Below are 20,093 nucleotides of genomic sequence, written 5' to 3' on the forward strand. Positions count from 1 at the left end.
CACAAGACCTTGATGGCTGGCCTGATGCTCTGTCATGATGGCCGCCCCGACGCCACTCAGGAGCAAAGTGAACGCTCATATACCTCTCGCGGATCCCGTCGTCCGCCGGTCCCCCGTGACCACCATCGAGCCACTGGAGCCCGTGGACGTCGTCGTACGTCACGAATTCTGCGGACCGCTGCTGTGGAGCAACCGCCGCCACGCGTTCTTCCTGCCTCGGGAGAGCGGCGAGAACTCCCTCGTCACGCGAGCCGTCGAACGCAAGCGGTCGGGCCAGGACTGGGACGACGGGTCACTTCCCGACAGCCTCGCGCACGACCTGCGCGAACTGGGCCTGGACGGCCGGGTCAGGGAGATCCGATCCCCCTACCAGGACCGGCTCAGCGGACCGCTGGAAATCTACTTCGACTACACCTGGCTGTGTAATCTCGCCCGGCACAAATGCGGCCAGGACTCGTTCTGCTACGCGGCCGAGTTTCTCGGACCGACCACGATGCGCGAACAACGCGTACGCGAACTCATGGCCGAACTCGCACAGTGGGGCGTCATGCGCGTCCATCTGGCGGGCGGTGAGCCGACCATCAACAAACGCGCCCTGGCGAACTACCTGGACAGCGCAAGTGAGCAGGGGCTCTACACGTCGATGGCGACCAACGGTCTCCTCATCGACGACGAGACGCTGGACATCATCCTCCGCAACGGGCTCAAGTCCGTCAGCTTCAGCATCGACGGCGCGTCGGAGGAGACGTTCGGCGCGGTGCGCGGCCCCGGTCTCTTCGACAAGGTCGTCGCCGCGCTGCGCCACACCGTGCGCCGCAAGCAGGAGACCGGCTCCGGCATGCGCGTGTGCGTCAAGCCGACGTACACGCCGGCCACGCCCTACTCCGAGCTGGAAGCACTGGTCGAGCTGAGCATCGACGCCGGCGCGGACGTGGTGAAGTTCGCCAACCCGGAGCGCTGCCTCCACCACGAGCAGGGCTTCTACTCCCAGCAGGTGGACGAGTACTACGCGGCCATCGAGTTCATCGGCCAGTTGCAGAAGGCGTACGGCTCGCAGATCTCGATCACCAACGTCAGCAATCCGATGGCCGGTTGCGGTGACATCGGGATCCCGGGCCTGTCCGGTTGCATCGGCGGTCAGGAGCTGATCGCGCTCAACCCCGACGGCAGCGTCACGCCGTGCCTGATGCACCCGCGCAAACTCGGCAACATCGACGACCAGTTCACCGGTCTGCGGGACTTCTGGAACGGATCGACGCAGCTCACCGACTTCTGGAAGGCTCTGGAGAAGCCCGAGGGCTGCTCCGGCTGCGACATCTACAGCTCCTGCCGCTCCGGCAGCACCACGCGCCGCATCGTCCAGATCGGCCGCTTCGACCCGGAGCGCACCACCGGAGACTTCAGCGCGGTCAAGGACCCGCTGTGCACCCGGGACTACCTCGCCCGGCATCCCGAGAAGAAGCTGCCCGAACCGCCGGAGGACCCGACGGCTCTGCGGCACTTCCGCGAGATAGCCGTACGCCACTCGCTGTGAACTCCCCTGCCCTCCGAGGAGCCCCCATGAGAGTCGCGCTCGTCAGTTTCTACGACTCGCAGCGCTTCGCCGAGTTCCCCATCACCCACGCGCTCAGCTCCATGCGACTCGGCGCCTACCTGAGCCGTCAGCACCCCGAGTGGGAGATCCGGCTGCGGGCGTTCGACGAGCAGGGCTGGTCGGCACAGGCGGCCGGGGCCTCGCTGCTGGCCGAGGGGTTCGACGTGGTGGGCGTCCCCGCCTACATCTGGACCCTGGAGCGGACCCGGCAGCTGACCGTGGAGCTGTCGAACGCCCCCCAGGCCCCGCTGGTGGTCTGCGGGGGGCCGGAGACGAGGGCCATGCCCCACGCCGACTGGCCCGAGGCAACGGTGTTCGCCATGGGCCAGGGCGAGGAGCCGCTCACCTGGCTCTGTGAACAGCGGGCCGCGGACCCCGGCTTCACTGGGCTCAACCTGGAGAACGGACTGGCCCAACCGCTGTACTCGGCTCGCCGGGAGCGCCGGGACGCCTACCGGCACGCGGTACCCGACCGGCGCGACCGGCGGCTCCCGCACGGCATCGAGCTGTTCGGCCCGGAGTTCGAGGCGCTCCTGGCGGGTGATCCGGTGGAGACCGACTTCACCTGGTACGAGACCGCGCGGGGCTGCATCTACGACTGCAGCTTCTGCGGTCACAACACCCTGCCGTTCTTCGCCACCTTCGACACCGACTTCGTGCGCACCGAGATCGTCAACATGCGCGCCCGGGGGATCCGCCGCATCTTCCTGATCGACCCGATCCTCGGCGGCAAGGCCGCCCGGGGCAAGGAGATCCTGCGTCTGTTCCGGGACCTCGCCCCGGACATCGCCATCAACGCCTACATGCGACCGGAGTTCCTCGACGACGAGTTCGTCGACGTCCTCGTCGAGTCCAACATCGAAGAGCTGCTGATGGGGCTTCAGACGACCAACCCGAGCGTGCCCAAGCACGTGCGCGGCAACCACTTCGGGAAGATCATGAAGTACGTCCCGCACCTGACCGCCCGGGGCATCCCCTGGCGCGCCGAGCTGATCGTCGGGCTGCCCGGGGACGACATGGCGGGCCTGCGGGAGTCACTGCGGTTCACCGTGGAGGAGCTGCGCCCCTGGTCGGTGCACTCCTACCATCTGACGGCCATTCCGGAGACCAAGCTGTTCGAACTGCTCGACCGCACCGACGACGAGATCTGGATCAAGGCGGACGAGAAGCTGCGCGTGGTCTCGGCCAGCAGCTACGACGAACGCGAACTGCGGGACATGCTCATCTACGCGGGCGCCGTCACCTCCCTGCACGCACACCTGCGCGAACAGGGGGTGTTCGACGCCCCGTTCAGCGAACTCGACGCCCAGGTCGGCCGGATCCTGTCCGACCCCGCCGCGCGGGAGGCCCGCTCGACCTTCCTGCGCATGGGCCAGGACGCGGGGCGGGCCGCCTGGGCCGCGTACGGTGTCGGCGCCGTCACGGCCGCCGCCGGCTGAGGGGACGGTCGTGGCAGCACACACCCCGGTACAGCTGATGGTGCGCCGGCACGCCGAGTCGGTGTGGAACGCACAGGGCAGGATCCAGGGCGACATCGCCTCGCCGCCGCTGACCACGGCCGGAGCCGCCGAGGCCGGCCGCTGGGCCGCGGACCTCGCGGACGACGCCGGGATCCGCACGATCTGGAGCAGCGACGCGGTGCGCGCCCGGTCGACCGCGGCCGCGGCCGGACGCCGGCTGGGTCTTCCCGTGACGAGCACGGAACTGCTCGCGGAAGCGGGCGCCGGGGTGCTGGAGGGGCTCACCCACGCCGAGGCCGCGCGGCTCGTCCCCGAGCACCACCGGGTGTGGAAGGCACGCGGCGACCTGGATGCCATCCCCGGGGCCGAGCCGGGCGACCGGCTCCAGGCCAGGGCCATCGCCTTCCTCGCGGCCGCGACGGGCCCCGGCGGAGCGGATCTGTACGGCCGTACCCAACTCGTGGTGACGCACGCCGCGTTCCTGCGCAGCCTGGTGAACACCGCGCGGCGGCGGCCGCGCACCACCCCCGTGGCGATCGGCCACGGGGACACCCATCTGCTGACCGACCCCTGGACGGCTCTTCGGCCGGAGCGGCTGAACCAGCCGTGGCGGCCCGCGGCCCACCGGGTCACTCCGGGTCCCGACGACGGCGCCGGCCCGGCCCCGGAGTTCGTGGTCAAGCTGGTTCCCGGCCTCGGAGCCGAGGGACGGCTGGGCCGTTACCGCGCCGTCCAGCACGCCGTGAGCACCGCGACCGGCACTCCCCCACTGCTGGCGGCAGCTGCCCGCGGTGACGGCTCGGCCATCACCGTGCGCCGGTTCGTGCCCGGTGCCACCGTCGGCCACCGCCTGGGGCACGACGAGGAGTGGGAACTCCTGAATTTCTACCAGCAGTTCAACGAACGGCTCGCGACAGCGGTGGGCACCGAGGCGTTCACCGGGGTCCGGTCGCTCGGCGACCGCATCGACATCGCGCTGCGCGGACCGGACAACGAGGCGGTGCGGCAGCTGCGCGCCCTCACCAGCGACGGCAGGCTGCGGAAGCTGCTCCACGAGCGTTCCCGCGTAGCGGACTTCGACCTCCACCGCGACAACACCGTACGCACGGAGGCGGGGCAGCTGGTGCGGATCGACCTGGACTCGCTCTGCCCGGGTCCCCGGCTGCTCGGGCCGGCCTGCGCCCTGGTCGGCGCCTCCGCGCTCTACGCCGCCGGGCAGTGGGCGGCACCGCACGAAAGACCCCACGCCCGGTTGCTCGGAGGCGACTCGGACCACGCCCGGGAGCTGCGGCACCTCGTCCGGGTCCGGCTCCTGCTGGGCCTGTGGTTCTTCCTCGCCGCCCCCAAAGCCGCCGGCACCGAGGGCAGCGAACGGCACGCCGCGCTCTACCGCGCGGCCCTGACCGGGCTGACGGCGCTCGACCAGGAGAAAGGCAGTCGTACCCGATGACCCCACCCACCGAGGACTCGTTCCTGCTCCTCAAGCCCGACGCGCTGGAGAGAGGACTGGCCGACCACGCCGTCGACGCCGTGCGGCGTGCCGGCCTCACCGTGACGAGCCGCGTGCCCGTCCGGCTGACGGAAAGCCAGGTGGCCGGGATCTACCCGCAGGTCGATCCGGAGCGACGTCCGCTCACCGCCGGCATCATCCGTCGCTACCTGATCGGCAGGCCCGCCGAGTACGTGCGGGTGAGCGGCCGGGACGCCTGCGCACGCGTGGTGGAGGTCAAGACCACGCTGCGCCGCGCCCACAGCGACGTCCTGTACGGCAACCTCGCGCACAGCCCCGACACCCCCGACCAGGCCGCCTCCCAGCTGCTCGTGCTCGCCGGACGCGGCCCCCACGCCGTGTTCACGCCCGGTCCCGGGCCGTGGCACGGCTGGAGCCGGCAGCGCATCGAGACGGCGCTCGACGTGTGGGCCGCGGATGCCGCGGCGATGGGCACCCGCAGGCCCACCCACTGGTCGCCGCTGGAGCCCTCGGCCGGACGGGTGGTCCGGGTGGCCGTGCCGCGCCGCTGGGTCATCGCCTTCGACGACATCGCGGTCTTCCTGGCCCGGCTCGCCGGCCGGGACGATCCGGGATTCGCCGTACGGGCGACGCTGGCCGCCCTCTACGACCGCGACGGCCTTCCCCTCGAGGCCCCCACCACCGCCCGGGCGGAGGCGCTCGCCGGCCAGGTGACCGACTTCGGCCTGCTGGCCACGCCCGCAGCCGGGACGGACCGTTCGCAACGAGTGGCAAGGAGTGGCACACGATGAACAGCATGCTGGGCAGGAGCGTCCGCGCAGCGTCGGACCTCTGCTTCCGCGCGCTTTCGGCGGCGGCCAGACGGATCGTCCCCGGAGCACGCGCGTCCGCCCGGGAACGCGCGGAGTCGGATCTGATCCGGTTCCGGCGGGCGCGCAACCGCAGCGGCGACAGCTACCCGCTGTGGTGAGCCGCGCCGACCGGGCCGCGTCCACCGTGCCGTACGCCCTGACCTGTGCCGCGTACTACACCGTGATCACCCCGTTGTCGTTTCTCCGGCGTCTCGGCGGCGCACGCGACCCACTCGCCCTGCGGGCCTTCCGCGCCGGTCCCGGCTCGGCCCTGCGCCGACTGGACCGGGAGTACGGACCGAACGACTTCCTGTCCGGTCGGGCGGGGACCTCACCCGGCGAACGCTCCTGCCACCGCCATCGCAGGCCGAAGGGACGGGTCCGGCCATGACCGCCATCGTGGGTATCTCGGCCTTCTACCACGACAGCGCCGCGGCGCTGGTCGTCGACGGCGAACTCGTCGCCGCCGCGCAGGAGGAGCGCTTCTCACGGCGCAAGCACGACCCCGCCTTCCCCCGGCGTGCCCTGACCTATCTGCTCGACCAGGCACCCGGCGCGGTGGACGCGGTCGCCTACTACGAGTCCCCCTGGCTCAAGCGCCACCGTGTCCGCTGGAGTCTGCTCGGCGCCGCGCCGGGCGGGGCCGAGGCGTTCCGGCTCGCCGTACGCGGCGGCATCGCGCGTCCCGACGGCACGGAGCGGCGGATCCGCGCGGGGCTGCACTCCGCCGGACTGCCCGCGGATCTGCCTATCCTGTGGTCGAGGCACCACCTCTCGCACGCGGCGAGCGCGTACTACCCCTCCCCGTTCGAGCGTGCCGCCGTCCTCACCGTCGACGGGGTGGGCGAGTGGGCGACCACCGGCATCTTCCTCGGCGAGGGAGCGCGCATCACCGCCCTGGCCGAGCAGGTCTTCCCGCACTCCCTCGGCCTGCTGTACTCGGCGGTGACCCATTTCTGCGGGTTCAGGGTGGACAGCGGCGAGTACAAGCTGATGGGCCTGGCGGCCTACGGCGACCCCGGTTCCGCGCAGACCCACGCCCTGCGGGAACTGATCCTGCAACGGCTCGTCGACGTGCGCGAGGACGGCTCGTTCGTCCTCGACATGCGGTACTTCTCCTTCCACCGTGGCGGCACCATCATCGACGTACGGCGCTGGGAGCGGCTGTTCGGGATGGAGCGCCGCAAGCCGGAGACCGGCGGTGCGGAGCGGTACGCCAACCTCGCGCTCGCCGTGCAGCAGGTCACCGAGGAGGTGATGGTGCGTCTCGCACGCCACGCGCGGGAGCGCACCGGCGCCGACGCACTGTGCCTGGCCGGCGGTGTCGCGCTCAACTGCGTGGCCAATTCACGGGTGCTGCACGAGGCCGGGTTCGACCGGGTGTGGATCCAGCCCGCCGCCGGAGACGCCGGCGGCGCGGTGGGCGCCGCCCTCGCCGCCCACCATCTGGCACTGCGCGGACCGCGGCCGTCCGCCCCCGTTCCGGACGGGATGAAGGCCGCCCACCTGGGCCCGGACATACCCGACGGCGCCGTCGCCGACCTGGTGCACCGGTACGGCGCGCACTGCACGTCGTACGACGACTTCGGCAAACTGGCCGAGGAGGTGGCCGGGGAGCTGGCCGAGGGGAAGGTGGTCGGCTGGGTCCAGGGGCGGATGGAGTTCGGTCCCCGGGCGCTGGGCAACCGCAGCATCCTGGCCGATCCGCGCAACGCCGACGCCAAGTCCTGGCTGAACTCCAGGATCAAGGCCAGGGAGGACTTCCGCCCGTTCGCGCCCTCGCTCCTGGCGGAGGCGGCGGACGAGTACCTGGAGCCCGCCGTGCCCTCCCGCTACATGCTGCTGACCACCCGGGTCCGCCAGGGCGACGACGGCTCGCCCATCCCCGCCGCCACACATGTCGACGGCACCGCCCGGCACCACACCGTCGAGGCGGCGGACAACCCCCGCTTCTGGCGGCTGATCGACACCTTCCGCGCCCGCACCGGCTGTGCCGCCCTGGTGAACACCAGCTTCAACGTCCGGGGCGAGCCGGTGGTCGCCACCGCCGACGACGCCTACCGGTGCTTCCTGCGCACGGGTATGGATCTGCTGGTCATCGGCGACCACCTGTTCCGTCAGGCCGACCAGTCGGCCGAACTGGCCCACGACAGCCTGCCGCTCGACTGACCCGACCGGACCGGACGCCGTCCGCCGCAGGAGGAGAAGGACTACTGATGACCACCGCGCTGCTGTGCACCGGCTGGCCCCGCGGGATCGAGGTGGCGCTGGAACGGCTCGAACGTGACGGGCGACGCCCTGCGCTGCTCATCCTGCCGGACACGGTGGCGGGCGACCGGGAGCGGGCGGAACACGCCCTCGGCCGGCTCCGGCTGCCGGTCCTGGTCCTTCCCCAGACGGAGATCGGCGCCGGCCTGCTCACCCGGGAGAGCAGGCGAGCGGTACGCGCTGCGGGAGTGACCGGTCTGCTGGTCTTCCGTAACGACGGCGGAACGGTCGACCGCGGGGCGGCGGTCCGGTTGGCCCTCTCGGTCCCGGTGCGCGAGCTGCTGCTCATGCACGGACGCGGTGAGGTGACCCGGTACGGGCGGGCGGCCCTGCTGGCCGCCCTGTTCCGCGACCGCGGGACGGGACACGGCCGCCGGGAGACCGCCCCGCCGGCGGAGCTGTTCGATCCGGTGGCCGGCCGCCACCTGCCCAGGGGCGGCGACTTCGCCGGTGTCGACGCACGGGGCGCGCTGGAGGTGAGCCCGCTGGGCTTCCTGCGCGTACCCGGGATGGCGGAGCCCGCCGATCTGGAACCGTCCACCCGGCGCCGGGTGATCATGCTGGGTGGCAGCGCGCTGTACGGGCTCGGCCTGCCGGACAACGCCGCCACCGTCCCCGCGCGCCTCCACCGACGCCTCGGTGGCGCGGACGACGGGCTGGAGGTGCTCAGTTTCGCCGTGCCGGGAGGGTGGTCGCGCGGCGAGTCCGCGATGCTTCTCTACCGGCTGCGTTACGCCCGGCCCGACAGCGTGGTGACGCTCTCCGGATGGAACGACTTCAACACCCTGTTCGCCATGGACCTGGTCAATGGACCAGGGGCGCAGGTGCTGAACTGGACCTTCTCCGACTACCACCATTACCTGAGGATCCACGCCCCGCACGAGATCGACGAGACGCACGTCCCCTTCGCCCGCAGACCCTCGGTCGTCCGAAGCCTGCCGCATCTGGACTCCGCCGTCTTCCCGCGCTCGGGGGCACGGCTGCGCGCTTCCCTGTGGCTGGACAACCAGGCTCTGATGGCGACCGTCTGCGAGCAACAGGGCATCCACTTCGTGTGTGCGCTGCAACCGCACTCGCTGCTCCAGCCGGCGCTGGGCACCGCGTTCACCCGGGACTGGGTCACCTCGCACTACGACTTCGCCTTCACCGGCCGGGCCGGACAGCCCGGCCGCGCCGAACTCTTCGACGCCTACGCCGACTCGATCGCCTCCGTCTACCAGGTCTACCGGCAGGGTCTGGCCGAGTTGTCCACGCGGTTCCCGACCGCGACCTTCCTGGACCTGTCCACAGCCTGCGCGGACGAGGAGGCCCCCTGTTTCCTCGACGGAGTCCATCCGTCCGCACACGGCGCGTCCGTACTCGCCGACGCCCTCGCGAGGGCGCTGCGGCAGCCGGCGGTCAGCACCGAGTCAGCACGGGGGAGGTGAAGAGGGCCTACGTGGTCTGCGCCTGGCCCCGGGCTGCCGCGGGCGGCATGGCGCGGGAGGGGCGGCGTCGGGCCACTGGTGGCGCCGGCACTCCGGCCACGTCCGGCGGAGGTCAGGCGGTGAGCGGTGAGCCCGGCACGCGCGGCCGGGAGCCGTGTGCGCCGGTATCGGTTCACTCCGGGGGCTGGTCGCCGTGGTCGTCCTGAAGCAGGTGGCGACGTTCCTGTTCGCGCCTGGAGTAGGCGGCCGCCCGGATCGCCGCCTGGAGTAGGCGGCCGCCCGGATCGCCTCGTCGCTCTCCAAGCCTGCTCCCAGCGCGCCGCCCACGGTGGCGACCGAAGCGACGAGCCGGGACAACGTCCCGTACTCCGTGGCATGCGGCGGGGTTCGTGTGCGGGAGGCGAACACCCGGTCGTTGAGGATGAACAGCGCCCACACCCAGTTGATGACGGGCAAGCCCCCGTAGCGGACGAGCACCCCGATCCCCACGGTCATGACCGTCCCGGGCACGGTGCGCCCCGCGGCGTGGTCCGGCTGCGAGCCGTCGTCGGCCAGGGCCGGCAGTGATGACGGGTGACCGGACGGGACGGGTCACCGGACGACCCGCCACCCCGGTTTCTCCGAGCGGTCGATGCCGCGGGTCGCTTCGATGGCGTCGGCATCAGGATGGCTGCGGTCGCTGCAGTCCCGCCAGGAGCAGGTCGATCAGGCGGCGGGGGTCGAAGCGAGGGTCGCCGTCATGCCCGATGCACAGGTTGCCGATGCCGCGCATCAGCTCATAGGGCTGCGTGCCCGGCCTGATTTCCCCGGCCTCGACCGCGGCGTCGAGCAGCTGTGCGCAGACGGGCTCCAGGCGGTCGACGAAGTAGGTGTGCAGCGCGGTGAAGCCACTGCTGTCCGACTGCGGCGTGTTCGCGAGTCCGTGCTTGGTGACCAGGAAGTCCACGAAGAGGTCGATCCACTGGCGCAGCGCGGAGAGCGGGGAGTCCGTGCGGGCCAGCAGGCTCGGTCCGGCCTCGGCACATGCCTCGACCTGGTGGCGGTAGACGGCGACGACGAGGTCCGCCCGGGTCGGGAAGTGGCGGTAGATCGTGCCCAGCCCGACGCCCGCCCGGGCCGCGATCTCACGGATCGGCGCGTTGACGCCCGAGGTCACGAACACCTCGGCGGCGGCGGCGAGCAACGTCTGCTGGTTGCGCACCGCGTCGGCCCGCCTGCTTCGGGCCGGCACCCGCCCGGAGTGGCCTTCAGTGGGCACCGCGCTCTCCTTCCGATGGCGTTGACGAAACGGAACAGCGTTCCGTATAAATAAGTGGAACAGTGATCCGGTTCCCACCCTAGCGGAAGCCGGACACTCCCGCGCGTCTCCCCGTCCCCGGCCGACAGCGGGCGCGCCGTCGAAAGGACAGCAGCAACCATGAGTGGATCAGCCTCCATGTCCGACGCATTCAGCTCACCCACGCCCGTCCTCTCGTACAGCCCACTGGTGCTGCCCGTGCCCGGACGTCCCGTGGACCTCCGGGCGCGTGTTTCCGCACCCGTGACCGGAGACGGCCTGCCCGTCATCCTTCTCTCCCACGGCCAAGGCCCCTCGAACAATCTCTCCTCACTGAACGGCTACGCACCGCTCGCCGACTTCTGGGCGGCGCACGGCTTCGTCGTCATCCAGCCCACACACCTCAGCTCCAGGACACTGAGCCACCTGCACACCGACACCGCGCCCGGAGCGTCCCTGTTCTGGCGCTCACGCGCCGAGGACATGACGCACCTCATCGACCGGCTCGACGCGATCGAGGCCGCCGTGCCGCAACTCGCCGGGCGCATCGACCACGGCAAGGTCGCCGTCGCCGGACACTCGATGGGCGGCCACACCGCCGCCCTCCTGCTGGGCGCCCGGCTCACCGACCCCGACGACGGGCAGGAAGTGAACCTCATCGAGCCCCGGATCAAGGCCGGCGTACTGCTGGCCGCACCCGGCAGGGGCGGCGATGCGCTGAACGGGCCATGGGCGGCGAACGTGCCGTTCTTCCGGACCACGGATTTCTCCACGATGACCACACCCGCGCTGGTCGTCGCCGGTGACAAGGACGACTCCCGGCACTTCACGGACATGGGTCCAGACTGGCACGCCGACCCCTACACCCTCGCCCCCGGCCCCAAGACCCTGCTCACCCTGTTCGACGCCGGGCACGGGCTCGGCGGGATCTCCGGATACGACGTCGCCGAGACCACGGACGAGAACCCCGAGCGGGTGGCCGTGGTGGCGCGGCTCACCTCGGCCTACCTCCGCACCCAGCTGTACCCCGCGGACCCCGCCTGGCAGGCGGCGCGTGACGCGGTGACGGCCGGTCCCGTCCCGCTCGCCCGAGTCGAATCCAAGTAAGCCGGGCAAGGACCGTCTTCCTGACGTGCACTGACTCAGCGTCCGTCCATTTCGAATGTTTCGAAGTGAAAGGCGAATCCTGCGAGAGGGATTGACGCTGGTCGGCCACCCCCTATCATCCAAGATGCTCGATTGGTCGACCTGAGTTCGATATTTCGCACACCGGGCTGCCGGTTCGCCCTCATCCGTCACGCCACGCAGGCACTCGGCGGCGCGGTCCACGTCACGCGGTTCGAGCTGTCCACGCCCTGAACCGGCCCGTCGGACGCACACCCCGACTCCCCACCGAGGAGAACCATGAACTGGCTGAAACGGCTCAGCGGTCGCCGAGCCCCGGTCCTGGGCTTGCTGGCGGCGACCGTCCTGATGACGCCAGGGACCGCGACCGGCTCGACCGACGCCGTCCAGGCATCCACTCTGGGCACTCAAGCGGCCCAGTCCGGACGGTACTTCGGAGCCGCCGTGGCCGCCGGCAGGCTCGGCGACGGCACGTACACCAGCGTCCTGGACCGTGAGTTCAACTCGGTCACACCCGAGAACGAGATGAAGTGGGACACGACCGAGCCGTCCCGCGGCTCGTTCAACTTCGGCCCCGCCGACCAGATCGTCAACCGGGCGACGTCCCGCGGTCAGCGCGTACGCGGCCACACCCTGGTCTGGCACTCCCAACTGCCCGGCTGGGTCGGCTCCATCACGGACGCAGGCACACTGCGCAGCGTGATGAGCAACCACATCACCACCCTGATGAACCACTACAGGGGCCGGATCCACTCCTGGGACGTGGTCAACGAGGCCTTCGCCGACGACGGCAGCGGCCGGCACCGCCCCTCGGTGTTCCAGAACCTGCTGGGCGACGGCTTCATCGAGCAGGCGTTCCGCACGGCCCGGGCGGCCGATCCGTCGGCCAGGCTCTGCTACAACGACTACGGCATCGAGGACTGGAACGCCGCGAAGACGCAGGGTGTCTACCGCATGGTGCGCGACTTCAAGGCACGCGGCGTGCCCATCGACTGCGTCGGCTTCCAGGCCCACTTCGGCACCGGCGGCCCGCCCGCCGGCTTCCGGACGACGCTGTCGAACTTCGCCGCCCTCGGCGTGGACGTCCAGATCACCGAGCTGGACATCGCCCAGGCGTCGCCGGCCGCGTACGCGAACACGGTCAAGGCATGCATGAACGTCGCGCGCTGCACCGGCATCACCGTCTGGGGCATCCGCGACAGCGACTCCTGGCGCAGCGGCGAGAACCCCCTGCTGTTCGACCGCAACGGCAACAAGAAACCGGCGTACCAGTCTGTGCTCACCGCGCTGGGCGGCTCGGCCGCGACGCGGCAGGCCGACGCCCTTTCCGCCCGGCCCGCCGCCGCACTGCCCGCCCGCTTCTCCTGGAGTTCCAGCGGCGCGCTGATCTCACCGAAGCCGGACGCGACCCACCACATCGCCGGAATCAAAGACCCCTCGGTCGTGTACTACAACGGCAAGTACCACGTGTTCGCCAGCGTCGCCAGTTCCTCCGGCTACAACCTGGTGTACCTGAGCTTCAGCAACTGGTCGCAGGCGGGTTCGGCCACGCACCACTATCTGGACCGCACGGCCATCGGCAGCGGATACCGGGCCGCGCCCCAGGTGTTCTTCTACGCGCCGCAGAAGCTGTGGTACCTCGTCTACCAGACCGGCAACGCGTCGTACTCCACCAACACCGACATCAGCAACCCGAACGGGTGGAGCGCGCCCCGCGATTTCTACTCGTCGATGCCCGACATCATCCGGCAGAACATCGGCAGCGGCTACTGGGTCGACATGTGGGTGATCTGCGACAGCGCCAACTGCTACCTGTTCTCCTCCGACGACAACGGACACCTCTACCGCTCGCAGACCACCGTCGGCCAGTTCCCGAACGGGTTCACCAACACCGTCATCGCGGCGCAGGACTCCGACAGACACGCCCTGTTCGAAGCGAGCAACGTCTACAAGGTGCAGGGCAGCAACCAGTACCTGCTCCTCGTCGAGGCCATCGGATCGGACGGCAGGCGCTACTTCCGCTCCTGGACCTCAGGCAGCCTCGCCGGTTCCTGGACGCCCCTGGCCGCGTCCGAGAGCAACCCGTTCGCACGAGCAGGCAACGTCACCTTCCCCACGGGCGCCTGGACGCGGGACATCAGCCACGGCGAGATGATCCGGGCCGGTTACGACCAGACACTCACCATTCCCGCCTGCCGACTCCAGTACCTCTACCAGGGCATGGACCCAGGCGCGGGCGGGGACTACAACCTCCTCCCGTGGCGGCTCGGCCTCCTCACCCAGACCGACTCGACCTGCTGACCGACCGGGCCCCCGGCTCAGGCCGGGGGCCCGCCCCTCGGAAACCGGCGGGGAGGTCCTGATCGGGGTACGTGAGCGGTGCCCGACCTGACTGCCGGCGGACCTGCCGAGTGGCACCGACAGGGGTCACTCGGCGTAGCGCACCGGCCCCGTGGCGGGGTGGTCCCGGGTCCCGCGGCGAGAGCAGGCCGGAGCGACCCGGCTTATCGCCCCTGGCAGCGTTCACCGCGCGACCCGGCGATGTGGTCGAAGCGACCCCCTTTGTTATTCAATGAGGTGTGCGGTCAGGGATCTCGGGGCCCCGTCGCACGGGTCCGAGTACGGCCCCGGCGCTGCGCCGGGGATTGCCGGGAGAGCCGCATGGACTCCACCCCCTCCCCCTCGCCTTCTTCGCCGTTCGACCTGGTCAGCGGCGCCCTGGGGCGTTACATCCCGCGCGGCGGAGCGGCGGCGGACGGTTCTGCCGCCGACACGCCCGGCGATCGCACCGCCCGCCAGCGCGTACCCGACAACCCGGCAGCCGACCGTCAGGACCAGATTCTCGGCGTGGTCAACCTGGACAGGGAGCTGCGGGTCACCCGCTGCAATCTGGACGCCCCCGTGTTCGCGGGTCTCAACGCCATGGCCGGGAGTTCTTTCGCCGATCTCCTGCCCCCTGGGGACGTGCCGACGGTCACACGCCGGCTGCGGCAGGTCCTGGAGATGGGTGAGGCACACGTCGCCCGGATCCAGCGCCTGCGGCGTGGTGACGGGTCGGAGCTGGTGGTCTCGATGAGCATCCTGCCGGCCGCGGCGCCTCAGGAGGGCCTGACCGTCTCCCTGATCGCCATGGCCAGGAGGCTGCACCTGTACGCCGCCGAGACCGCGATCGGCACCTCGCTGGACATCGGCGAAACCGCGCAGTCGCTGGCGGAGTCCCTGCTGGCTTGGGGAGACGTGGCCGCCGTCGACCTCGACTTCGCCGTGTGGACGGGCGAGGGAGTCACCGGGCAGGCGCAGGGGCGCATCCGGCTGCGGCGGGCGGCTCTGGTGCCGGACCGGGCGTGGCCCGACGGCTACGTGACTCCGGGCGACGATCTTCCCGGCGACGCGAGTCGCCTGCTGGCGCAGGCGGTACGGCGTGACGATGCCCCGCAGGCCATCGTCATACCGGACCGGGAGGCGGTCGAGCGGGTCCTCGGCAGCCCGCGAGTGATACGTGCCCTGGTGCCCGGTGACCGGTCGGCGGGTGTGGCGTGCATACCCCTGGTCCTGGAGGGTTCGCCGCCGGTCGTACTGGGCGTGGCGGAGGTCTGGCGGCGGGCGGACTGCCCCTTCCGTGACAGCGAGCTGTTCGACCTGCAGGAACTGGTGGCCAGGACCGCCCATCACGTGGACCTGGCCCGTCAGCACCAGCGCGAGCACACCCAGGTGCTGGCGCTGCAGCGCCGGCTGCTGCCCCGGACCGGCGGCCACACCATCGAGATCGCCAGCGTCTACCAACCCGCCACCCCCGACAGCGCGGGCGTCGGCGGCGACTGGGTGAACAGCTTTCCGCTGCCGGACGGCCGTACCGCGCTGGTGGTCGGTGACGTCGTCGGGCACGGCCTGGGCGCCGCGGCGACCATGGGCCAGCTGAGCATGGAGGCCCGCGCGCTGCTGTCCGCGGGGTTGGCACCCGATGAGGTGCTGGAGCACCTGGACGAGACCGTGACGCTGCTGGACGACGCGGAGTCCGGGCTGGCGGCCGGCTACAGCGCCCTCGGGTCGACCTGCTGCATCGCCCTGTACGACCCGGTCAGCCACCACGTGGCCCTGTCCAGCGCCGGCCACCTGCCCCCGGTCCTGGTTTCCCCGGACGGGCACGCCGGCCCGCTCGCGGTCCGCCCTCATCCTGGCCTGGGCGCCGAGTTCGCGCTGCGGGAGCCGTTCGACGTGCACGTGTTCGGCGCGCCTCCGGGCTCCTTGCTCGCCCTCTACACCGACGGCCTGGTGGAGGATCCGGCCGTGTCGATCGACGAGGGCATCGCCAGGCTGGCGGACGCCGTGTCCGCGGTGCACCCCTGGGACGCCCTGCAGCAGGCCGCACGGCACGTCGTCTCCACGCTGGCACCCGTGCGCCAGCGCGACGACGTGACCCTGCTGCTCGCGCGGATGATCGGTTACCGCAAGGGCGACACCGTGACCTGGCGGCTGCCCGCCCGCGACGACGCCCCTGCCCGTGCCCGCGCCCAGGTCTCCGCGCTGCTGCGGCGATGGCACACCAGGGACGACACCCGGGACAACACGCTGCTGCTCGTCAGCGAGCTGGTCACCAACGCGGTGCGCTTCGCGACCGGTCCCATCACGGTACGGCTGATCAGGTCCGGTCACGGCCTGCTGTGCGAGGTCGGCGACACCGGCAACGGCAGGCCACGTCTGAGCCGGGGCGGCCTCCTCGACGACGGCGGTCGGGGCCTGCGCGTCGTGCACAGGCTCACCACCCGGTGGGGGGTGCGATGGACGGACACCGGCAAGGTGATCTGGGCGGAAGTCGCGCGGTGACGCGGCTGCGGGGCGGGGTGCGGCCGGCATAGGCAAGCGCGCACGGGGTGCGGCCGGCGTCGGGCGAGCGCGCGCGGGGTGCGGCCGGCGTACGCGTCAGCCGATGACCTCGACGGCACGGGCGGCGCCCTCAGCGCAACCGGTGGCGTGTCCGGTGATGCGGGCCGCCTGTTCGCCGGTGCGGGTGGCAGGGGCTCTCACTACAGCCACTGCCCTTCCAGCGCGGTGGCGGTGAGGCCCGGTGCCGCCGCGTACAGGACGGCCCGGTCACCGGACCTCTGCCCGGCGTCGTGCGCCCGCCTGAGGATGTCGAACACGGCGGCGCCTCCGCGGTTGCCGCTGGCGTAACTGTCCCGGCTGTGGTCCAGCAGTCCCGACGGCCACGCGTCGGGCATCGTCTGCTCCATGTACTCCAGCACCCGGGTCCCGCCGGGGTGCGCGAGCAGCACATCCGGGTGCCAGGAGTCGGGGTCGTCCTGGTAACGGACGCGCAGCCACTCCCACATGGCGGTGACCGTCTCCTGTACGGCGCGCGGCCCGCGCCGGTCCATCACGAAGTGGGTGCCGTCCGCCCGCGTGACCAGGCGGTGCAGGTCTTGGGTGCCGGGCAGGGTGTGGTGCCAGGCGGCGTCCAGCCGCAGCGCCGACTCGCGCCGCGGGCGACCCGTGACCACCGCGGCGACCGCCGTGTCCGCGAACAACAACCGGACGATCAGGGACTCGAGGGTGTCGTCCGCGGGCTGATAGGTCGTGCTCAGCGCCTCCGCGATCACGACCAGGACCACCCGGTCGGGGTCCGCGGCCACGAGTTCCGCCGCCAGGGCCAGGGAGCGCGTCCCCGCGACACAGGCCCACTGCGTGGCCGGCAGCAGCATCACGTCGTCGCGGAGCGGAAGCTTGTTGGCCAGGGCGATGTCCAGGCCCGGCAGTGCCGGGGTGGTGGAGTGACTGGTGATCAGACAGTCGATGTCCGCGGCGTCCAGCCCGGCGATCTGCAGGGCACCGCGCGCAGCACGCTCCCCGTAGGACTGCACGGCCTCCCAGGCCGGCGCGGTGCGCTCCTGAACGGTCTGGGGCGCGGGTATCGCCTCGAGCGCGGTGATCACGCGGTCCACGTCCTGTGGGGTGAACCCGTCGCGTGCCAGCGCCTCTTGAACGGCTCCGGTGCCGACACCCCGCAGGCCGCTGCCGTCGCCCGGCGCGACGGCGGCCTCCAGCGGCAGCATCCAGCCGCGGGTCTCGATGCCCGTGGCGGCCGCGATGCCGTCGATGCGCGGCGCCCACGCCGCGTGCGGGTGGCGCTCGCGCACCTCCGCCACGATCTGGCTGGTCTCCACGGCGTGCTCGCCGTGTATCACGGCAGGAGGGCAGAGGTAAGCGGCCATGATGCGCACCTTTCCAGGGGAACGAGGGGGAACTTGACGAGGGCTGCTCATGCGCGACTCCGGAGCGGCGTGCCCATGCCGATGGGCTCCGCTTCGCGGGTCGCTGTCCCTGTCGAGCATGGCCACCAAAGGGACATTTCCGCTGTGATGCAGACAACTTGGGCGCCCTCTGGGGGCGTGATACGGCACACACCGTCGCAACAGCCCTCAAAAGGGCTCCGCAGGACGGGGAGTGCCAGCCGCCGTGAACGGCCCCCCAGGGTCAAGCGCCGCACCTCGCGCACAGGCGCGTCAGCGGCCCGGCGCCGATCGCCCCAACGCGCCATCCGCTGCGCTGAACTGGAGTTTTGCTGGGCGAAGTATCGAACGTGCGCAGTGTGTTGACACCTTTCAAGCTCTTCCTATTATCAATCTGTCCGTCACTGCGATCGCCGTTCGAAATAACGAACGTCGGCATCTCCCGACGACCCCGGACGAGCACAGCCCCTCAGCCCACCCGACAACCTCGGCCATGACATGTACATGTCTTAATCGTCCGGCGGTGGGACGCCGCCGGCCCACTCATCCCCAGGAGAGCACTCATGTCTCTGCCATCGGCCCGTTCACGTCGGGCCAGACTGCTGGTTCTACTGGCACTCGTGCTGGCCCTGGCCACGGCCGTGCTCGGCGGCCAGGCGTCCGCCGGCAGCAGCGCCGTGGCCACCGCCTCGCTGCCCTGTGACCTGTACGCCGCCGGCGGCACGCCGTGCGTGGCCGCGCACAGCACGACACGGGCGCTGTACTCCGCCTACAACGGCCGCCTCTACCAGGTCAAACGCGCCTCGGACGGCGCCACCCGGGACATCGGCGTGCTCGGCGCGGGCGGTTACGCCGACGCCGCCGCGCAGGACTCCTTCTGCGCCGCCACGAGCTGCCTCATCACCGTCCTCTACGACCAGTCCGGCCGCGGCAACCACCTCACCCAGGCGCCGCCCGGTGGATTCCAGGGCCCTGCCGCGGGTGGATACGACAACCTCGCGGAAGCGTCAGCCGCGCCGGTCACCGTGGGCGGCCACAAGGCGTACGGCGTCTTCATCGCCCCCGGTACCGGATACCGCGACAACAACACCAACGGCATCGCGACGGGAGACCAGCCGGAAGGCATGTACGCCATCCTCGACGGCAGCCACCACAACGGCGGCTGCTGCTTCGACTACGGCAACGCCGAGACCAACAGCCTGGATACCGGCAACGGCCACATGGAGACCATCTACTTCGGCCACATCAAAGTGTGGGGCTACGGAACGGGCAACGGCCCCTGGGTCATGGCCGACCTCGAGAACGGCCTGTTCTCCGGCGTCAACCGCGGCTACAACGCCAACGACCCCAGCGTCAGCCACCGGTTCCTCACCGCCATCGTCAAGGGCGAACCCAACCACTGGTCCATCCGGGCCGGCAACGCCCAGTCCGGCGGCCTGTCCACCTACTACAGCGGAGCGCGCCCCAACGACTCCGGCTACCACCCCATGCACAAGGAAGGGGCCATCATCCTCGGTATAGGCGGTGACAACAGCAACAGCTCCGCCGGCACCTTCTACGAAGGCGTGATGACGTCCGGCTACCCGTCGGACACCACCGAGAACGCCGTGCAGGCCAACATCAACGCGGCCGGCTACGCGACGTCCTCCGCGGCGAGCGGACTCACCGTGGGCTCCCGCGTCTCGCTGCGGGCCACCACCGCCTGTTGCACCACGCAGTACCTCCGGCACGACAGCGCCGACAGCAACGCCGCCATCGCGACGGTCTCCTCCTCCAGCACGTCCGCGGACAAGGCCGCCGCCACCTGGATCGTGCGCGCGGGCCTGGGCGACGCCTCCTGCGTCTCCCTGGAGTCCGCCGACAAACCGGGGCAGTACCTGCGCCACTACGACTTCCGGTTGCGCATCGACAGCAACGACGGCAGCGGACTGTTCGCCCAGGACGCCACCTTCTGCCCGCAGTCCGGCCACAACGGCCAAGGTCTCGCGCTCCGGTCCGCCAACTACCCCAGCGACTTCGTACGCCACTACGACTACGGTGCCTACGTCGCGAGCCACGGCGGCTCCCACACCTGGGACAGCGCCACCGCCTGGGCCGATGACACAAGTTGGGTCGCGACCGCCCCCTGGTCCTGACACCCGCGACGCGACAGCCGTACTGATCGTTTCACGATGAGGCTCGCAGGCGACGCATGCCGATGAGGCGGCACGCCGGTCGAGCATGCCGTGGTGGGCGGTGGAGTTGATCGAGGCCGCGCTCGAAGCAGAGCAGGCGGCGAACGCCAAGCCCGGCTTCGACGACCTCGACGACATCGCCGACCACGGCGCCCAGGTCACCCACATGGCCGGAGAACGTCGCGCGCCGGTTCCGCATGCCGGCGGGGGCGGGTCCGGT

The 20,093-nt window shown here is 71.0% G+C and carries 14 protein-coding genes and 1 pseudogene; 12 read left to right on the forward strand and 3 right to left on the reverse strand.

Annotated features, from left to right (window positions below; all coding sequences use genetic code 11):
- The first annotated feature begins 115 nt into the window (after positions 1 to 115).
- The 8 genes from ACIGYR_RS28685 to ACIGYR_RS28720 are packed head-to-tail and all read left to right on the forward strand — an operon-like array spanning position 116 to position 9,071.
- Entirely contained in the window at positions 116 to 1,534 is a 1,419-nt protein-coding gene (locus ACIGYR_RS28685; RefSeq protein WP_391843852.1) for a radical SAM protein, read from the forward strand.
- Positions 1,535 to 1,560: 26 nt separating this feature from the next.
- On the forward strand, positions 1,561 to 3,033 hold the full coding sequence (locus ACIGYR_RS28690) for a B12-binding domain-containing radical SAM protein (protein ID WP_399607038.1): 1,473 nt from the start codon (positions 1,561 to 1,563) through the stop codon (positions 3,031 to 3,033).
- A gap of 10 nt (positions 3,034 to 3,043) precedes the next feature.
- Positions 3,044 to 4,504, forward strand: a complete 1,461-nt coding sequence (locus tag ACIGYR_RS28695) for a histidine phosphatase family protein (protein WP_399607040.1) — start codon at positions 3,044 to 3,046, stop codon at positions 4,502 to 4,504.
- Positions 4,501 to 5,316, forward strand: a complete 816-nt coding sequence (locus ACIGYR_RS28700; RefSeq protein ID WP_399607042.1) for a hypothetical protein — start codon at positions 4,501 to 4,503, stop codon at positions 5,314 to 5,316. The genes ACIGYR_RS28695 and ACIGYR_RS28700 overlap by 4 nt, the downstream gene beginning before the upstream one ends.
- Positions 5,313 to 5,495, forward strand: a complete 183-nt coding sequence (locus ACIGYR_RS28705; RefSeq protein ID WP_391843844.1) for a hypothetical protein — start codon at positions 5,313 to 5,315, stop codon at positions 5,493 to 5,495. The genes ACIGYR_RS28700 and ACIGYR_RS28705 overlap by 4 nt, the downstream gene beginning before the upstream one ends.
- Positions 5,492 to 5,767, forward strand: coding sequence for a hypothetical protein (locus ACIGYR_RS28710; RefSeq protein WP_400014334.1), 276 nt, complete (start codon positions 5,492 to 5,494; stop codon positions 5,765 to 5,767). The genes ACIGYR_RS28705 and ACIGYR_RS28710 overlap by 4 nt, the downstream gene beginning before the upstream one ends.
- Positions 5,764 to 7,545, forward strand: coding sequence for a carbamoyltransferase (locus ACIGYR_RS28715; protein ID WP_399607048.1), 1,782 nt, complete (start codon positions 5,764 to 5,766; stop codon positions 7,543 to 7,545). The genes ACIGYR_RS28710 and ACIGYR_RS28715 overlap by 4 nt, the downstream gene beginning before the upstream one ends.
- Positions 7,546 to 7,592: 47 nt before the next feature.
- Positions 7,593 to 9,071, forward strand: a complete 1,479-nt coding sequence (locus ACIGYR_RS28720; protein ID WP_399607050.1) for a hypothetical protein — start codon at positions 7,593 to 7,595, stop codon at positions 9,069 to 9,071.
- A 172-nt stretch (positions 9,072 to 9,243) separates the two neighbouring features.
- On the opposite strand, the pseudogene ACIGYR_RS28725 reads toward ACIGYR_RS28720, so the two are convergent.
- A pseudogene (locus tag ACIGYR_RS28725) lies at positions 9,244 to 9,572 on the reverse strand (hypothetical protein); the annotation flags it as partial.
- 160 nt (positions 9,573 to 9,732) lie between these two features.
- Positions 9,733 to 10,329, reverse strand: coding sequence for a TetR/AcrR family transcriptional regulator (locus ACIGYR_RS28730; RefSeq protein WP_399607052.1), 597 nt, complete (start codon positions 10,327 to 10,329; stop codon positions 9,733 to 9,735).
- 159 nt (positions 10,330 to 10,488) lie between these two features.
- On the opposite strand from ACIGYR_RS28730, the gene ACIGYR_RS28735 reads away from it, so the two are divergent.
- The 3 genes from ACIGYR_RS28735 (at position 10,489) to ACIGYR_RS28745 (ending at position 16,296) form a co-directional block, all read left to right on the forward strand.
- Complete coding sequence (locus ACIGYR_RS28735) at positions 10,489 to 11,454, forward strand: alpha/beta hydrolase family protein (protein ID WP_399607055.1); 966 nt, start codon at positions 10,489 to 10,491, stop codon at positions 11,452 to 11,454.
- Between the two features lie 297 nt (positions 11,455 to 11,751).
- Positions 11,752 to 13,773 (forward strand): non-reducing end alpha-L-arabinofuranosidase family hydrolase, encoded by a 2,022-nt coding sequence (locus ACIGYR_RS28740; protein WP_399607057.1) that lies wholly within the window; start codon positions 11,752 to 11,754, stop codon positions 13,771 to 13,773.
- Between the two features lie 360 nt (positions 13,774 to 14,133).
- A complete protein-coding gene (locus tag ACIGYR_RS28745) occupies positions 14,134 to 16,296 on the forward strand; it encodes a SpoIIE family protein phosphatase (protein WP_399607059.1) in 2,163 nt (720 codons plus the stop codon).
- Between the two features lie 200 nt (positions 16,297 to 16,496).
- Here the strand turns inward: ACIGYR_RS28745 and ACIGYR_RS28750 are convergent, their stop codons facing one another.
- Positions 16,497 to 17,681 carry a type III polyketide synthase gene (locus tag ACIGYR_RS28750; RefSeq protein WP_399607062.1) on the reverse strand — a complete coding sequence of 395 codons (1,185 nt, stop codon included), beginning with the start codon at positions 17,679 to 17,681 and terminating at the stop codon, positions 16,497 to 16,499.
- 581 nt (positions 17,682 to 18,262) lie between these two features.
- Between ACIGYR_RS28750 and ACIGYR_RS28755 the strand changes: the two genes are divergently transcribed.
- Positions 18,263 to 19,834 carry an alpha-L-arabinofuranosidase B gene (locus ACIGYR_RS28755; protein ID WP_399607065.1) on the forward strand — a complete coding sequence of 524 codons (1,572 nt, stop codon included), beginning with the start codon at positions 18,263 to 18,265 and terminating at the stop codon, positions 19,832 to 19,834.
- Positions 19,835 to 20,093: the final 259 nt, after the last annotated feature.

It is taken from the genome of Streptomyces sp. NPDC053076 (genome assembly GCF_044546845.1).
Classification (GTDB): Bacteria; Actinomycetota; Actinomycetes; order Streptomycetales; family Streptomycetaceae; genus Streptomyces.

Bases quoted from the DNA above. Each gene is read 5' to 3' on its own strand.
- ACIGYR_RS28690 (WP_399607038.1), top strand. From the start codon at position 1,561: ATGAGAGTCGCGCTCGTCAGTTTCTACGACTCGCAGCGCTTCGCCGAG.
- ACIGYR_RS28700 (WP_399607042.1), top strand. From the start codon at position 4,501: ATGACCCCACCCACCGAGGACTCGTTCCTGCTCCTCAAGCCCGACGCG.
- ACIGYR_RS28705 (WP_391843844.1), top strand. From the start codon at position 5,313: ATGAACAGCATGCTGGGCAGGAGCGTCCGCGCAGCGTCGGACCTCTGC.
- ACIGYR_RS28715 (WP_399607048.1), top strand. From the start codon at position 5,764: ATGACCGCCATCGTGGGTATCTCGGCCTTCTACCACGACAGCGCCGCG.
- ACIGYR_RS28720 (WP_399607050.1), top strand. From the start codon at position 7,593: ATGACCACCGCGCTGCTGTGCACCGGCTGGCCCCGCGGGATCGAGGTG.
- ACIGYR_RS28735 (WP_399607055.1), top strand. From the start codon at position 10,489: ATGAGTGGATCAGCCTCCATGTCCGACGCATTCAGCTCACCCACGCCC.
- ACIGYR_RS28740 (WP_399607057.1), top strand. From the start codon at position 11,752: ATGAACTGGCTGAAACGGCTCAGCGGTCGCCGAGCCCCGGTCCTGGGC.
- ACIGYR_RS28745 (WP_399607059.1), top strand. From the start codon at position 14,134: ATGGACTCCACCCCCTCCCCCTCGCCTTCTTCGCCGTTCGACCTGGTC.
- ACIGYR_RS28750 (WP_399607062.1), bottom strand. From the start codon at position 17,681: ATGGCCGCTTACCTCTGCCCTCCTGCCGTGATACACGGCGAGCACGCC.
- ACIGYR_RS28755 (WP_399607065.1), top strand. From the start codon at position 18,263: ATGTCTCTGCCATCGGCCCGTTCACGTCGGGCCAGACTGCTGGTTCTA.